Raw genomic sequence first — 14,440 nt, 5'->3', positions numbered from 1 at the left:
ATGGGTCAAAAAGTTCATCCTACCGGTATCCGCTTAGGTATCGTAAAAAAGCATACTGCAACTTGGTATGCTGAGCGCGGCGATTTTGCGGATAACTTGGAAAGTGATATCAACATCCGTAACTGGTTGTTAAAAGAATTGAAGCATGCTTCAGTATCTCGCATCGAGATAGAGCGTCCAGCGAAAGCGATTCGTGTGACTATTCACACAGCGCGTCCTGGTATCGTTATCGGTAAAAAAGGTGAAGATATTGAGAAGTTGCGTGGCAAGATCGCCAAAATGGCGGGTGTTACTGCGCAAGTTTCTGTTGAGCAAGTTCGCAAGCCTGAGTTAGATGCTCAATTGGTTGGTGACAATGTTGCACAACAGCTAGAGCGTCGTGTGATGTTCCGTCGTGCGATGAAGCGTGCCGTTCAAAATGCTATGCGCCTTGGTGCTCAAGGTATCAAGATTGAAGTAAGTGGTCGTTTAGGTGGTGCTGAGATTGCTCGTACTGAGTGGTACCGTGAAGGTCGTGTACCTTTGCATACGCTTCGTGCGAACATCGATTACGCGACATCTGAAGCGAATACTACTTACGGTATCATCGGCATTAAAGTATGGATTTTCAAAGGTGAAGTTCTTCCTGGCCAAGAGATTGAAGAGCCAAAAGAAGAGAAGAAACCTCGCCGTAGAAAACCTGCTCCTAAAGCTAAGAAATAGGGGTAAGTATTATGTTATTGCCAAAAAGAACGAAATATCGTAAGCAGCATAAACTGCGTAACCGCGGCTCTCAAGCTCATAACGTAAGCTTTGGTGAGTTCGGTTTAAAAGCGACGGGTCGTGGTCGTATGACAGCGCGCCAAATCGAGGCAGCTCGTCGTGCAATGACTCGTCACATGAAACGTGCGGGTAAAGTATACATTCGTGTATTCCCTGACAAACCAATCACTAAAAAGCCTTTAGAAGTACGTATGGGTAAAGGTAAAGGTAGTGTTGAATATTGGGTTGCTCAGGTTCAACCAGGTCGTATGTTATATGAAGTAGAAGGTATCTCTGAAGATTTAGCGCGTGAAGCGTTTGCTTTAGCGGCAGCAAAACTACCTTTCAAAACGACCTTTGTTAAGCGGACGGTGATCTAATGAAAGCGACAGAATTGAAAGATAAGAGCGTTGAAGAGCTCAACGTAACTTTGAACGAGCTTTTGCAAGATCAATTTAAGTTACGTATGGAAAAGGCTACGGGCCAAGTGACAGAAACACACAAGTTGCGTGAAGTTCGTCGTGATATCGCCCGTGTTAAAACCATTATCAACCAAAAGGCAGGTTCATAATGAGCACTGAAACAATTCAACGCACATTACAGGGCAAAGTCGTCAGCGACAAAATGGATAAATCCATTACTGTTTTGGTTGAGCGTCACGTGAAGCACCCTTTATATGGGAAGTTCATCAAACGTTCAACTAAAATCCACGCTCATGACGAAGCTAACGAGTGCAAATTGGGTGATGTGGTGAGAATTGCTGAGTGTCGTCCTCTATCAAAAACTAAGTCTTTTAAGCTAGTTGAGATAGTCGAGAGCGCTCGCTAATTGAACCATAGCTAACCCTGATGTGATTAATTTCGCTTCGGGGTTAGGATTTTTACTAATTTAATGGTATACTCCTGCGCCTTTTAGCGCGGGATTAAGCGGAGAAAACCATGATCCAGATGCAATCAGTACTAGACGTAGCCGATAATTCAGGTGCGCGTCGTGTAATGTGTATTAAGGTACTGGGTGGTTCGCATCGTCGTTACGCCAATATTGGTGACATCATCAAGGTGAGCGTAAAAGAAGCGATCCCACGCGGTAAGGTAAAAAAAGGTGACGTTCTAAACGCAGTTGTAGTTCGTACCCGTAAAGGTGTACGTCGTCCAGACGGATCTTTGATCAAGTTTGACGGTAACGCAGCGGTAATTCTGAACAGTAACCTACAGCCGATTGGTACTCGTATCTTTGGGCCTGTTACACGTGAACTACGTGGTGACAAGTTCATGAAGATCGTGTCTTTGGCACCAGAAGTACTTTAAGAGAGACGAGAATCATGCAAAAGATTAAAAGCGGCGACGAAGTCATCGTAATCGCGGGCAAAGACAAAGGTAAGCGTGGTAATGTCGACCGCGTTCTTGCTGATGGTCGCGTGATTGTGAGTGGCGTAAACATTATTAAGAAGCACACAAAGCCAAGCCAAAATCCTGACGGTTCTATCAATGAAGGTGGAATCATCGAGAAAGAAGCAGCTTTCGACGCTTCAAATATTGCGATTTACAACCCTTCAACGGGTAAAGCTGACCGTGTTGGTTTTAAAGTTGAAGACGGTAAGAAAACGCGCTTCTTCAAGAAAACTGGCGAAGCGATTTAATAGTTAACATTTAGGTAATAAATGATGGCGAAACTGCACAACTTTTACAAAGATACTGTTGTACAGGAGCTTCAAGAGAAGTTTGAGTACAAATCAGTTATGCAAGTCCCACGCATTACCAAGATCACATTGAACATGGGTCTGGGTGAAGCTCTTGCGGACAAGAAGATCCTTGAGCACGCAGTCAATGATATGACTGCTATCTCAGGCCAAAAGCCTATCATCACGAAAGCACGCAAATCTGTTGCGGGCTTTAAAATTCGTGATGGCTATCCTATTGGCTGTAAAGTGACTCTTCGTGGCGAGCGTATGTGGGAATTCTTAGAAAGATTTATTTCAATCGCGGTGCCACGTATTCGTGACTTCCGTGGTTTGAACCCGAAATCTTTCGACGGCCGTGGTAACTACTCTGTAGGTATCAAAGAGCAAATCATTTTCCCAGAAATTGATTATGACAAGGTCGATAAGGTTCGTGGTATGGATATTACTATCACCACTACGGCAAACAGCAATGAGGAAGGTCGCGCGTTATTGAGTGCGTTCAACTTCCCATTGAAATCATAAGAGGCACGCTATGGCTAAGAAATCTATGATAGAGCGTGAGTTGAAGCGTGCGAAAACAGTTGAAAAGTACGCTGCAAAACGCGCAGAGCTAAAAGCAATCATCAACAACCCAGAGTCTTCTGAAGAAGAAGTTTGGGAAGCTCAGGTGAAGCTACAAAAGCTACCACGTAATGCAAACCCTGTACGCCAACGTAATCGTTGTCGCGTGACTGGTCGTCCACACGGTTACCTTCGTAAGTTCGGTATGTGCCGCAATAAATTGCGTGAACATGCGATGAAAGGTGACGTGCCTGGTTTAGTAAAAGCTAGCTGGTAAGCTGTTGGAGAATCACACATGAGTATGCAAGATCCTATAGCAGATATGTTGACTCGTATTCGTAACGGCCAAACTGCTGCGAAGAAAACTGTCGAAATACCTGCTTCAAAAATTAAGAAAGCAATCGCTGAAGTACTAGTTGATGAAGGTTTCATCCAGAGCTACAGCGTTGGTGAAGGCGCTATTCCATCAATGACGGTAGAACTTAAATACTATCAAGGTCGTCCTGTAATTGATGAATTAAAGCGTGTCAGCCGTCCTGGTTTGCGTATCTATAAGAAAGTTGATGAGCTTCCAAAAGTCATCGGCGGTCTAGGTATCGCAGTTGTTTCAACTTCAAAAGGTGTGATGACCGACCGTGCCGCTCGTAAAGCGGGTCATGGTGGCGAGATCATCTGCACTGTATCGTAAGGGAGTATTGAGATGTCACGTGTAGCAAAAGCCACTGTATCTATCCCTTCAGGTGTTGAAGTAAACATCAAAGATGGCGTGATCAGTGTAAAAGGTTCTAAAGGTCAGCTTGAACAAAATATGCATGACGACGTAAAAATTACTGTCGAAGATGGTGCAGTTTCATTTGCTCCTTCTGCTGCAAACTTAAGCTGGGCTATGGCAGGTACTTACCGCGCATTGGTTAATAATATGGTAACTGGCGTTACCGAAGGTTTCGAAAAGAAATTGAAACTTATCGGTGTTGGTTATCGTGCGCAGGTTCAAGGTAAGACTTTGAACTTAACTCTAGGCTTTTCTCACCCAATTGCGTTTGAGATTCCAGAAGGCGTTACAATTGAAGCTCCTTCTCAAACTGATCTTATCGTTAAGGGTCCGAGCAAACAAATCGTCGGTCAAGTTGCGGCAAACATCCGTAGCTATCGTCCACCAGAGCCATATAAAGGTAAAGGTGTTCGCTATGTTGACGAATATATTGTTCGTAAAGAAGCCAAGAAGAAATAGTAGGGCAGGGTCATGAAAAAGAAAATTCAACGTTTGCGTCGTGCGACTAAAAGTCGCTCAAAAATGCAGGAACTAGGTGTAACGCGCCTGGTTGTGAATAGAACCCCTCGCCACATTTACGCTCAAGTAATCAGCGGTGAGAACGGTAATATAATCGCAAGTGCTTCGACTGTGGAAAAGGCCGTTCGTGGTGACGTTAAGTACACGGGTAACCTAGATGCTGCTAAGCACGTAGGTACTTTGGTTGCTGAGCGCGCTATCGAGGCGGGAATAAAGCAAGTAGCTTTCGACCGCAGTGGATTCAAATATCATGGTCGCGTGGCAGCATTAGCTGACGCCGCTCGTGAAAAAGGCTTACAGTTCTAAGGTGTGAAGCATGGCAAAAGATATGAATAACCAAGAAGGTTTAGTTGAGAAGTTAGTCAACGTAAACCGCGTTGCTAAAGTAGTTAAAGGTGGTCGTATTTTCGGTTTCACGGCTTTAACTGTTGTAGGCGACGGTAAGGGTAAAGTGGGTTTTGGTCGTGGTAAATCGAAAGAAGTACCAGTAGCGATTCAAAAGGCTATGGAACAAGCTCGTCGTAACATGATTCAAGTTGAGCTTAAAGATGGTCACACTTTACAACATGCATTGAATGCCCGTCATGGCGCATCAAAAGTTTACATGCAACCAGCATCTGAAGGTACAGGTATTATCGCCGGTGGTGCAATGCGTGCAGTTTTTGAAGTGCTAGGTATCCAAAACGTATTGGCAAAGAGTGTTGGTTCTACAAACCCAATTAACATCGTTCGTGCAACGATTAATGGTTTGACCCAAATGACTTCGCCAGAAGCTATGGCTGCCAAGCGTGGTAAATCAGTAGAAGAGATTTTGGACTAAGACGATGGCAAAGAAAATGATGAAAGTAACGCAGACGCGTTCTAGCATTAGCCGCTTAGAAGCTCACAAAGCTTGTTTGCGTGGTCTAGGTTTGCGTCGCATTGGTCATACTGTTGAAGTTGAAGATACAGCATCAACTCGCGGTATGGTAAACAAAGTTTACTACATGGTTAGTGTTGAGGAGTAAATCATGCGTTTAAATACATTGATGCCAGCTCCTGGTAGTAAAAAGGATCGCAAACGTGTAGGCCGTGGTATCGGTTCAACTGACGGTAAGACTGCTGGTCGCGGTCATAAAGGTCAGAAGTCGCGTTCAGGCGGTTTTAACAAGATTGGTTTTGAAGGTGGTCAGATGCCTTTGAAACAGCGTTTACCTAAATTTGGTTTTAACTCGCGTAAAGCCTTGGTAACTGCTGAAGTTCGTTTAAATGAACTTTCAAAAGTAGACGGTGAAGTTGTTGATTTACTGACTTTGAAAAAAGCAGGTATCATCGGTGACAGCATCGAAAACGCTAAAATTATCTTGTCAGGCGAAATCGATCGTGCAGTAACCGTTTCTGGTGGCGTTCGCGTCACGAAAGGTGCACAGAAAGCTATCGAAGCAGCTGGCGGTAAGGTTGAAGCATAATGGCATTATCACCACAGCAATTAGCTAAAAGCGGTGGTTTAGGTGAGCTCAAACAACGTTTGTTGTTTGTGCTCATTGCTATTGTGGTCTTCCGTCTTGGTTCTTTTATTCCAGTTCCTGGGGTTGATCCTAAAGCGCTAGCAGACTTTTTAAGTCAGGATACAATATTTTCATTATTTAATGTATTCTCTGGCGGTGCGATGGAGCGTGCTTCGGTTCTTGCATTAGGTATCATGCCGTATATCTCGGCATCGATTATCATGCAGATCTTAAGTTATGTTGATCCTCGATTAAAAGAGATCAAGAAGGAAGGCGAGAGTGGTCGCCGCAAAATCAATCAGTACACCCGTTACTTAACAGTGGCCTTAGCTACTGTACAAGCATTTGGTATGGCTACACAGTTACCAAGCATGATTCCGGGACTGGTTGAGAATCCTAACTTTTCGTTCTATTTTGTCGCTATCGCTACATTGGTAACAGGTACTATGTTCCTAATGTGGTTAGGTGAACAAATTACGGAACGAGGTATCGGTAACGGTATCTCAATTATTATTTTGGTGGGTATCGTTGCAGGTTTCCCACAGGCGATTAAGCAAGTATTCTCACAAGCTTATGATGGCCAGCGTGATGTACTAGGTATTCTAGTATTCGCGGTGTTCGCATTAGCAGTGATTTACTTCATTGTTTGGTTTGAAACGGCTCAACGTCGTATAACGATCAACTACGCAAAACGCCAGCAAGGTAATAAAGTTTTTGCAGCTCAAAGTAGCTTCTTACCAATGAAGTTGAATATGGCAGGTGTAATTCCAGCTATTTTCGCATCGAGTATTGTTCTATTCCCTGGCACCTTGCTGTCTTGGTTTGGTAATGCTGGAGAAGTTAGTTGGTTAAGCACTCTAGCTCAGAATTTACAACCTGGTAACCCTGTATATATGTTGCTATATGCAGCGGGTATTATCTTCTTCGCTTTCTTCTATACAGCGTTGACTCAGAATCCTCGTGATACTGCAGACAATTTGAAGAAATCAGGAGCATTTATTCCAGGTATTCGTCCTGGCCAACAAACGGCTAGCTACCTTGATAAAGTAACCACTAGACTTACGTTCTGGGGCGCGCTTTACATGACCGCTGTATGTTTGTTACCAGAGTTCTTGATTTTGCTATTTGAATATCCGTTCTACTTCGGTGGTACGTCACTATTGATTATTGTAGTTGTTGCTATGGACTTTATGGCTCAAGTACAAGCGCATTTAATGTCGCAGCAATATGACTCGGTATTAAAAAAAGCAAATCTTAAAAAGCATGGCCCATCCGGTCGTGTTCGTCGCTAAGCATGTTGGAGTAACAAATGAAAGTTCGTGCTTCTGTTAAGAAAATGTGCCGTAACTGCAAAGTGATTCGTCGTCACGGCAGTGTTCGCGTTATCTGTGTTGACCCTCGCCATAAACAGCGTCAAGGTTAATTCGATAATTGTTTGATTTTTAGGCGTGATGTGGCTAAAATAGCCGCCCTTTCACGCCTGCTTATTTAATTTAGGAGATATTGTTAAATGGCTCGTATAGCTGGTATTAACATTCCGGTACATAAGCATGCTGATGTCGCACTGACCGCTATCTATGGTATCGGTCGTCCTCGTGCACAGATTATCTGTGCTGATGCAGGGGTTGAACCTACTGCAAAGATCAAAGATTTGAACGAAGACCAAATTGAGAATCTACGAAACGAGGTGAGCAAGTTTACCGTTGAAGGTGATTTGCGTCGCGAAATCAACATGAATATTAAACGTTTGATGGACTTGGGTTGTTTCCGAGGTATTCGTCATCGTCGTAACCTACCATTGCGTGGTCAACGTACGAAGACAAATGCTCGCACCCGTAAAGGTCCTCGCAAACCGATTAAGAAATAGTTTGGTGGAACATAATGGCTAAAACACCTCGTACTAGTAGTAAGAAAAAAGTTAAAAAGACCGTAGTTGATGGTATGGCGCATATCCATGCGTCGTTTAACAACACCATCATTACGATCACAGACCGTCAAGGTAATGCTCTTGCATGGGCAACATCTGGTGGTTCTGGCTTCCGTGGTTCACGTAAGTCTACTCCTTTCGCTGCACAGGTAGCTGCTGATCGCGCTGCTCAGGTAGTAAAAGAGATGGGCATGAAGAATGTTGAAGTTTTCGTTAAGGGTCCTGGACCAGGTCGTGAATCAGCGGTTCGCGCACTTAACGCAGCTGGCTTTAAAGTCACCAACATTACTGACGTGACACCGATTCCACACAATGGTTGTCGCCCGCCTAAAAAGCGTCGTGTGTAACAATAACGGGAGTTTAAAATGGCTAGATATCTAGGTCCTAAACTTAAATTGTCACGTCGTGAAGGTGTTGATCTTGGACACAAATCAGGCGTTCGTGCAATTGAGACCAAATGTAAAATTGAAGTTGTTCCAGGACAGCATGGCGCGCGTCGTAGCCGTCTTTCTGACTATGGTTTACAGCTTCGTGAAAAGCAAAAAGTTCGTCGTATCTACGGTGTTCTTGAGCGTCAATTCCGTAACTACTACAAAGAAGCTGACCGTCTTAAAGGCGCGACTGGTTCAAACTTGTTGCAATTATTGGAGTCACGCTTAGATAACGTAGTTTATCGTATGGGTTACGCTTCTACTCGTGGCGAAGCTCGTCAACTTGTTAGCCACAAAGCAATCATGGTTAACGGTGAGTCGGTGAACATTCCTTCTTACTCAGTAAAAGCTGAAGATGTGATTTCTGTTCGTGAAAAATCACAGAAGCAAGCGCGTATTGTTGCAGCTCTAGAGCTTGCAGCACAACGTGACAAGCCTGAGTGGATTGAAGTCGATGCTACAAAAATGGAAGGTCAGTTCAAACGTCTTCCAGAGCGTACTGAATTGGACGCTAGCATCAACGAAAACCTAATTGTAGAGCTTTACTCTAAGTAATTTTTAATCCTTGAGAGGGATAGTATGTCAGCAACTGAATTTCTGACTCCGCGTCAAATTAAGGTCGAATCAGACGAGGGCACAAAAGCTCGCGTTATCTTGGAACCTTTTGAGCGTGGATTTGGACACACTTTGGGTAACTCATTGCGTCGCATCTTGTTGTCTTCAATGCCAGGTGCCGCAGTGACAGAAGTAGAAATCGACGGCGTCCTTCACGAATACTCAGCGATTGAGGGTGTTCAAGAAGACGTAATCGATATCCTTTTGAACTTAAAAGGGTTGGCAGTTCGCCTGGAAGATAAAGAAGAGGTGACTCTTACTTTACAAAAGAAAGGCGAAGGCGTCGTGACTGCTGCTGACATTGAAGAAGTGAATGGTGCTGAAGTAGTGAACAAAGATCACTACATCGCTACTTTGAATAAAGGTGGCGCCTTAACAATGCGTATCAAGATTGTACTTGGTCGTGGTTATGAGGCATCAAATACTCGTAAACTACCTGAAGGTGAAGATAAGCCAATTGGTGTTTTACAAGTAGATTCTTCTTTCAGCCCAATGAAGAAAGTATCTTACACCGTAGAATCTGCGCGTGTAGAGCAGCGTACAAACTTAGACAAGCTGGTTCTTGATCTTGAAACAAATGGTACTATTGACCCTGAAGAAGCGATTCGCCGTAGCGCAACTATTCTTCAGCAACAATTAGCAGCATTCGTTGACTTAAAAGATGAAAAACAAGCTGAGCCTGAGAAAGAAGAGCCAGAAATCGATCCGATTCTATTGCGTCCGGTTGATGACCTGGAGCTTACAGTACGTTCTGCAAACTGTTTGAAAACTGAGAATATCCATTACATTGGTGACTTGGTTCAGCGTACCGAAGTTGAGTTACTTAAGACTCCAAACCTAGGTAAGAAATCTTTGACTGAAATTAAAGACGTTCTTGCTTCACGTGGTTTGTCATTAGGTATGCGTCTAGAGAACTGGCCTCCATCAAGCATTCTTGGTGAGTAATCACTAAGTAAGCTTTAGCAAGCTAAGTTTTCTGTATCAAATTAAGCGCAAGGGTCTCCTTGCGCTTTTTTACTAAGTTAGTCATTGTTGAAAGTTTTGACTTAACCAAAATTTTGAATGAGAAGCTGATTTAAATTTACCGTTTTTCCAGTACTACAGTAGGCTGGAATTAAATAGAGTGAGGAACTCAATATGCGTCATCAAAAATCAGGTCGTAAATTAAACCGTAACAGTTCACACCGTAAAGCTATGTTCCGTAACATGACTGCGTCATTGATCGAACATGAATTGATTCGTACGACTTTGCCAAAAGCAAAAGAACTACGTCGTGTGGCTGAGCCGTTAATCACTTTAGCGAAAAATGACACTGTCGCTAATCGTCGTTTAGCTTTTGCCCGTATTCGTAGCAACGAAGCTGTCGCAAAGTTATTCAGCGAGCTAGGTGTTCGTTATCAAGATCGTCCAGGTGGTTACCTGCGTATCTTAAAGTGTGGCAACCGTCCAGGCGACAATGCTCCTATGGCATACGTTGAATTGGTTGACCGCCCAATCGTTGAAGAAGAAGACGATTTGGACATCGAAGAGACTGAAGAATAGTTTCTAGATCGTGATAATAAAAAAAGCCAGCATTAGCTGGCTTTTTTTATACGTAAAGGTTCACAAAATATAAAAAACAATCAAGAACAACTTGAGATATATCATGGATCGATGCTATGAATAGGTTTCATTTACAGAAGGAGAAAAAAATGAAGGTTATATTACCCACCATAGCGTTAGGATTAGCTGCACAGCTTTTAGCAGTTACTGCAATTGCAAAATCGCAAAATACTGATATGCGCACTGCAAGTTGTAAGTCCTCAGTTGAAATAGCTCAACCAAAGTATGAAGGGTTCGCAGTTTGCTCAACGGCTAAGACTGAAGAAAGTGAGGAAGAGTTGTTAAAGCAATTCGTTCCTATAACTGGTAAATCGCAAGTAGAACTAAAGTCGCCTACTACTGGTAATTCTTGTATTGCAAATGTTCCGTACTCCTATAGCGAGTCTAAGTTAGGCTCAAGCTGTAAAATGGGGACTCAAAGCGTTACGGATATTGACTATTTCCATTATGAGTATGGCGCCTGCAATTATTATACACGACAAGGAAGTATGTGGTGGGAGCACATCTCAGGGGCTAGTTATTTATTACAAGAAAAAAATGGTTCGTCTTGGTATACGGTCTATTCCGGAAGTAGTTCAGCAACCATGTTTAACAAGGTTCCAGGACCTAACGGCAAAAGTTACCAATTGAGACTACGTGCAACCGTTAACGGCCAAACAGGAAGCTGGCATAATTACAGTGTTTATGTGCCTGGTTGTTGGAACGGGGGAGGACCTGAACCTAAATAGTTAATTTAAAAAGCCAGCTTACGCTGGCTTTTTTATTGTGCCTCTTTTGTCCTGTCTAACCAAGATTCCTCATCGGTTAAGGCTAGAATATAGGAACCAATTTTATAGATATTGGTTCCGTATCTCGGTGTATTTATACTGTATTCTTTATTCATTTCAACATCCCTAATATCCCTATACGCTTCAACTGCCCAATGAGTGCCATGCAAGATAAAGAACTTTTTTGGAGGGTGTAGTTCATTATCTTCACTCCAAAACTTTGCTTTATTTAGTAGCAACTTGAAGTGATCCCACTCTGCTTTTGAGATTTGCTTGTTCGAAATCTTAGAATAGCTTGTTGGTGGACAGTTATATATATTTTCAGTTTTTGCATCCCTAATACACTCGGATACATGATAACTATTTCGTTTACGTTTCTTTACTGAAATAGAGTAGCTATCACTCCAAGCCCAGTGATTTATCCTTATAATTAAGTCTGGTTCATAATCACCTGTAAAGGTGAAACGATAACTCTCTTTAATGCCCTGCAAATAGTTTAGATAACTAGGTTCTTGCATATCGTGATAATATCGAAAGGCTAAATACTCAATTCGTTCAGTCGTATTGACCTGTTCTTCATCGATCATTTCAACTTGTGCAAAAGGGTCGTAAACAACGTCTGACTTCGGAGAGCAACCACTAATGGCGGTTAATAGAGCTAGTAGTATAATTATCGGCATTTAACTATCACTTGAGTTTTTGATATGCAGAATATCAGCTTCAAAGTACTCAGGTTCACTGGCGTACCAATCAATAAGCTCGCACTCCTCGAAAAACTCTAAACACTTTTCAGCAAGCGCATAGAATGGCTCGCGGCCTGGATCGGCTATGATAACTTCTTTGACTCCAGCTTGGAAAGCTCGTTTGATAAGGTTAAAGTGAATGCCTGTCAACTTATCCCAAAAGCAAATATCCGCACCAATCAGAATGTCATAGTTAGACAACTCTTTCTTAGTCAGTTTTTCAAAACTTGCTTGTTTGGTTGTAACGTCGACTTCATTTAACGCTGCTTGGACCTCTAAAAAAGGAAAAACTTCATCGTCACGATCAACACCAGTTACTTTAGCTGAGGCATGTTGTGCGCAGAATATGCTGGCAGGACCCCAACCGCAGCCAAGCTCCATGATGCTTTGTTCATACTCAAGGGTTTCATTGTGTAAGAAGTAGTCCATCAGTACGAAGCTACTGTTCCATGTTTTGTGGCCGTGTATGGAAGGGGTGTAATGCTTTTTAAGTTTGCGCACAAAACGATGATTATTCTGAAGTAGCAGTATACCGTATGCTTGAAAAATGTTTTTCTCGGGCAATTCCTGTAGTAGTGGCATCTGATTGTATTGTTAACAGTTTTCTACAGTTTAGGCTTTGTTCGACAGTTTGTTAAGTTTGTGGCGAGCTTTTTCGATGTGTGTCTCATTGATAGCGCCAGTCACTTTGGCAACGGCTAAGGCTAAACCCCCTAAATCATCGGTCCAGCCACCGGGTAGAATGTCAGGGATTAGATCAAAAGGCATGATAAAATAGCCTAAAGCTCCAAGTATGACTCCTTTCTCTTTGTTCGGCGTACTTGGGTCTTGGAAACAATAGTAGAGAATCAGTAATTTCTCAAGCGCTTCTTTGCCAATAGCCTGAGGGGCTTTCTTGAGTTTTAACCAGAAGTTTTGATCGGAATAGTATTTCTTTGCTTTTGATAGGTTCTCTTCGCTACCAGAAGGAGTCTGTGTCATGTGGAATACCTACTTGGATAATGCACTGTTTTTACAAAACAAGTGATTGGCTGATATAGTTAAGACCTAAAATTCACTAAGGAGTTTTATGCATCACCACGGTCATTCCCATGCCAATGATGATGAAAATCATGAGCACCCAGTAGCCAGTCGTAAGCAAATGTTGTGGGCCGTTATTCTAACTAGCTCTTTTATGTTAGTAGAGGTTGTAGGTGGCATCATATCGGGATCGCTAGCGTTGTTAGCGGATGCAGGACATATGCTTACGGATTCCGCAGCGTTACTGTTAGCTTTTTACGCGATGACTCTAAGTGCTAAGCCTGCAGATAGCCAGAGAACATTTGGTTATGGACGGCTGCAAGTTTTGGCAGCTTATACCAATGGGATTTTCTTAATAGGCCTCACGATATGGATTGTGTGGGAAAGTATTCAGCGTTTTTATGAGCCGAACCCTATTCAAAGCACGACCATGCTGTTCGTCGCGATACTCGGCTTAATCGTTAATATTGTGGTATTCAAAGTCTTACATAGCGCCAGTGGCTCGAATATTAATGTTCGCAGTGCTTTGCTGCACGTGATCGGGGATCTGTTAGGCTCAGTCGGTGCAATAGTAGCGGCACTGATCATTTGGCAGTGGGGGCTTTTATGGGTAGATCCGCTGTTATCAATTGTTGTCTCAATGTTGATTCTTCGTAGTGCTTACCATGTTATTAAAGACTCCTCGCATATATTACTCGAGGGTAAGCCACAGGAATTGGATACTCTGAAAATTCGAGAGGACTTGATGGCTTTAGAAGGTGTGGTTGATATCCACCATATGCATTTGTGGAGTATCAGTGAGCAAGAGCCATTGATGACGTTTCACGCTCTGATCAAGGACGACTATGAAGGTGATACCATGATTGATGTGATGTTGGAGCAACTTCGAGTCAAGCATGGGCTTGTGCATGCTACCATTCAAATTGAGCGCACAAGTTGTTTAGAAAATACCGATGCTGTGACCTGTGTGGATACCGCGGTAAAGTAAGATTATCGCTTTATTTTTGAACGTCGATTAAAAAACGTCGTTGGTTTTCAATGCCTTCTAACTTACGGGCTAGCTTGTGTTGCAACTCTTGCAAGCTTTTTGAGTGAGGTGCCGTAGACTTCACTAAGCTCTCTGCTTGGTCGGTATACTTTGACAGAATTTTAGCAAGCTTGTTGAGTTGTTGGTGAGTAAAAAACTGTCCTTTACTGAATAGCGTGCGCTTAATGCGATTGAAAAGTTGCAACTCTTCAATATCGTGTTTGAAGAAATAGGGGACATTGTGCTTCTTTACCCAAGTGGAGATGGCACCATCGCTGTCTTTGGAGTAGACGATGATGGTCGCTCGATCAGACATTAGCGCTTGCAGTTTGCGCATGACTGGGTAGCCTAGGGAGTTATTTAAGGTTATAACAACAATCTGAATGGATGGTCGCGACAATCTAAGGAAATTAAGCGCTGTTTTATAATCGTCGACATAGTCATATTTATAGCCTGACTGCTCCAAGTGTTTGGCAGTGTTTGCTAAAATGTTGCTATTGTCATCGACTAATAAAATTGTGCTCATACGTCAGCTGCTTAATATTGT

General features: G+C 42.9%; 27 protein-coding genes. 23 read left to right on the top strand and 4 right to left on the bottom strand.

Annotated features, from left to right (window positions below):
• The 22 genes from rpsC to TQ33_RS09595 all read left to right on the top strand — a co-directional run bounded on the left by rpsC (position 1) and on the right by TQ33_RS09595 (position 11,064).
• Positions 1-702 carry a 30S ribosomal protein S3 gene (rpsC, locus tag TQ33_RS09700; protein WP_046561877.1) on the top strand — a complete coding sequence of 234 codons (702 nt, stop codon included), beginning with the start codon at positions 1-3 and terminating at the stop codon, positions 700-702.
• An 11-nt stretch (positions 703-713) separates the two neighbouring features.
• On the top strand, positions 714-1,121 hold the full coding sequence (rplP, locus tag TQ33_RS09695) for a 50S ribosomal protein L16 (RefSeq protein ID WP_046561876.1): 408 nt from the start codon (positions 714-716) through the stop codon (positions 1,119-1,121).
• Complete coding sequence (gene rpmC / locus TQ33_RS09690) at positions 1,121-1,312, top strand: 50S ribosomal protein L29 (RefSeq protein ID WP_046561875.1); 192 nt, start codon at positions 1,121-1,123, stop codon at positions 1,310-1,312. Before rplP ends, rpmC begins: the two co-directional genes overlap by 1 nt.
• The gene (gene rpsQ / locus TQ33_RS09685; RefSeq protein ID WP_046561874.1) at positions 1,312-1,569 is read left to right on the top strand and encodes a 30S ribosomal protein S17; all 258 of its coding nucleotides are present in this window, start codon (positions 1,312-1,314) and stop codon (positions 1,567-1,569) included. Before rpmC ends, rpsQ begins: the two co-directional genes overlap by 1 nt.
• Positions 1,570-1,679: 110 nt before the next feature.
• Positions 1,680-2,048 (top strand): 50S ribosomal protein L14, encoded by a 369-nt coding sequence (rplN, locus tag TQ33_RS09680; RefSeq protein WP_046561873.1) that lies wholly within the window; start codon positions 1,680-1,682, stop codon positions 2,046-2,048.
• A 14-nt stretch (positions 2,049-2,062) separates the two neighbouring features.
• Positions 2,063-2,380 carry a 50S ribosomal protein L24 gene (gene rplX, locus TQ33_RS11935; RefSeq protein WP_046561872.1) on the top strand — a complete coding sequence of 106 codons (318 nt, stop codon included), beginning with the start codon at positions 2,063-2,065 and terminating at the stop codon, positions 2,378-2,380.
• Between the two features lie 24 nt (positions 2,381-2,404).
• On the top strand, positions 2,405-2,944 hold the full coding sequence (gene rplE / locus TQ33_RS11930) for a 50S ribosomal protein L5 (RefSeq protein ID WP_046561871.1): 540 nt from the start codon (positions 2,405-2,407) through the stop codon (positions 2,942-2,944).
• Positions 2,945-2,954: 10 nt separating this feature from the next.
• Complete coding sequence (gene rpsN / locus TQ33_RS09665) at positions 2,955-3,260, top strand: 30S ribosomal protein S14 (protein ID WP_046561870.1); 306 nt, start codon at positions 2,955-2,957, stop codon at positions 3,258-3,260.
• An 18-nt stretch (positions 3,261-3,278) separates the two neighbouring features.
• A complete protein-coding gene (gene rpsH / locus TQ33_RS11925) occupies positions 3,279-3,671 on the top strand; it encodes a 30S ribosomal protein S8 (protein ID WP_046561869.1) in 393 nt (130 codons plus the stop codon).
• A 12-nt stretch (positions 3,672-3,683) separates the two neighbouring features.
• A complete protein-coding gene (rplF, locus tag TQ33_RS11920) occupies positions 3,684-4,214 on the top strand; it encodes a 50S ribosomal protein L6 (protein ID WP_046561868.1) in 531 nt (176 codons plus the stop codon).
• 12 nt (positions 4,215-4,226) lie between these two features.
• Positions 4,227-4,580, top strand: coding sequence for a 50S ribosomal protein L18 (rplR, locus tag TQ33_RS09650; protein WP_046561867.1), 354 nt, complete (start codon positions 4,227-4,229; stop codon positions 4,578-4,580).
• 10 nt (positions 4,581-4,590) lie between these two features.
• Entirely contained in the window at positions 4,591-5,094 is a 504-nt protein-coding gene (gene rpsE, locus TQ33_RS09645) for a 30S ribosomal protein S5 (RefSeq protein ID WP_046561866.1), read from the top strand.
• A gap of 4 nt (positions 5,095-5,098) precedes the next feature.
• Positions 5,099-5,281, top strand: coding sequence for a 50S ribosomal protein L30 (gene rpmD / locus TQ33_RS11915; RefSeq protein ID WP_046561865.1), 183 nt, complete (start codon positions 5,099-5,101; stop codon positions 5,279-5,281).
• Positions 5,282-5,284: 3 nt separating this feature from the next.
• Positions 5,285-5,722 carry a 50S ribosomal protein L15 gene (gene rplO / locus TQ33_RS09635; protein WP_046561864.1) on the top strand — a complete coding sequence of 146 codons (438 nt, stop codon included), beginning with the start codon at positions 5,285-5,287 and terminating at the stop codon, positions 5,720-5,722.
• Positions 5,722-7,053 (top strand): preprotein translocase subunit SecY, encoded by a 1,332-nt coding sequence (gene secY / locus TQ33_RS09630; RefSeq protein ID WP_046561863.1) that lies wholly within the window; start codon positions 5,722-5,724, stop codon positions 7,051-7,053. The genes rplO and secY overlap by 1 nt, the downstream gene beginning before the upstream one ends.
• Positions 7,054-7,070: 17 nt before the next feature.
• The gene (rpmJ, locus tag TQ33_RS09625) at positions 7,071-7,184 is read left to right on the top strand and encodes a 50S ribosomal protein L36 (protein WP_046561862.1); all 114 of its coding nucleotides are present in this window, start codon (positions 7,071-7,073) and stop codon (positions 7,182-7,184) included.
• Positions 7,185-7,271: 87 nt separating this feature from the next.
• Positions 7,272-7,628, top strand: coding sequence for a 30S ribosomal protein S13 (gene rpsM / locus TQ33_RS09620; protein ID WP_046561861.1), 357 nt, complete (start codon positions 7,272-7,274; stop codon positions 7,626-7,628).
• A gap of 14 nt (positions 7,629-7,642) precedes the next feature.
• The gene (gene rpsK, locus TQ33_RS09615; RefSeq protein WP_046561860.1) at positions 7,643-8,035 is read left to right on the top strand and encodes a 30S ribosomal protein S11; all 393 of its coding nucleotides are present in this window, start codon (positions 7,643-7,645) and stop codon (positions 8,033-8,035) included.
• Positions 8,036-8,053: 18 nt separating this feature from the next.
• Complete coding sequence (rpsD, locus tag TQ33_RS09610; protein ID WP_046561859.1) at positions 8,054-8,674, top strand: 30S ribosomal protein S4; 621 nt, start codon at positions 8,054-8,056, stop codon at positions 8,672-8,674.
• Positions 8,675-8,698: 24 nt separating this feature from the next.
• Complete coding sequence (locus TQ33_RS09605) at positions 8,699-9,679, top strand: DNA-directed RNA polymerase subunit alpha (protein ID WP_046561858.1); 981 nt, start codon at positions 8,699-8,701, stop codon at positions 9,677-9,679.
• 192 nt (positions 9,680-9,871) lie between these two features.
• Positions 9,872-10,276, top strand: coding sequence for a 50S ribosomal protein L17 (gene rplQ, locus TQ33_RS09600; RefSeq protein WP_046561857.1), 405 nt, complete (start codon positions 9,872-9,874; stop codon positions 10,274-10,276).
• A 149-nt stretch (positions 10,277-10,425) separates the two neighbouring features.
• Complete coding sequence (locus tag TQ33_RS09595) at positions 10,426-11,064, top strand: hypothetical protein (RefSeq protein WP_046561856.1); 639 nt, start codon at positions 10,426-10,428, stop codon at positions 11,062-11,064.
• A 32-nt stretch (positions 11,065-11,096) separates the two neighbouring features.
• Here TQ33_RS09595 and TQ33_RS09590 read toward each other — a convergent pair whose 3' ends face one another.
• The 3 genes from TQ33_RS09590 to TQ33_RS09580 are packed head-to-tail and all read right to left on the bottom strand — an operon-like array spanning position 11,097 to position 12,827.
• The gene (locus TQ33_RS09590; RefSeq protein WP_046561855.1) at positions 11,097-11,783 is read right to left on the bottom strand and encodes a hypothetical protein; all 687 of its coding nucleotides are present in this window, start codon (positions 11,781-11,783) and stop codon (positions 11,097-11,099) included.
• The gene (locus TQ33_RS09585) at positions 11,784-12,428 is read right to left on the bottom strand and encodes a class I SAM-dependent methyltransferase (protein ID WP_046561854.1); all 645 of its coding nucleotides are present in this window, start codon (positions 12,426-12,428) and stop codon (positions 11,784-11,786) included.
• 30 nt (positions 12,429-12,458) lie between these two features.
• Positions 12,459-12,827 (bottom strand): YkvA family protein, encoded by a 369-nt coding sequence (locus tag TQ33_RS09580; RefSeq protein ID WP_046561853.1) that lies wholly within the window; start codon positions 12,825-12,827, stop codon positions 12,459-12,461.
• Between the two features lie 88 nt (positions 12,828-12,915).
• On the opposite strand from TQ33_RS09580, the gene TQ33_RS09575 reads away from it, so the two are divergent.
• The gene (locus TQ33_RS09575) at positions 12,916-13,854 is read left to right on the top strand and encodes a cation diffusion facilitator family transporter (RefSeq protein ID WP_046561852.1); all 939 of its coding nucleotides are present in this window, start codon (positions 12,916-12,918) and stop codon (positions 13,852-13,854) included.
• Positions 13,855-13,864: 10 nt separating this feature from the next.
• On the opposite strand, the gene TQ33_RS09570 is transcribed toward TQ33_RS09575, so the two are convergent.
• The gene (locus TQ33_RS09570; RefSeq protein ID WP_046561851.1) at positions 13,865-14,419 is read right to left on the bottom strand and encodes a response regulator; all 555 of its coding nucleotides are present in this window, start codon (positions 14,417-14,419) and stop codon (positions 13,865-13,867) included.
• Positions 14,420-14,440 lie beyond the last annotated feature (21 nt).

The sequence above is a fragment of the Kangiella geojedonensis genome (genome assembly GCF_000981765.1).
Lineage (GTDB): Bacteria > Pseudomonadota > Gammaproteobacteria > Enterobacterales > Kangiellaceae > Kangiella > Kangiella geojedonensis.
This window is presented reverse-complemented; position numbering and strand designations above follow the sequence as displayed.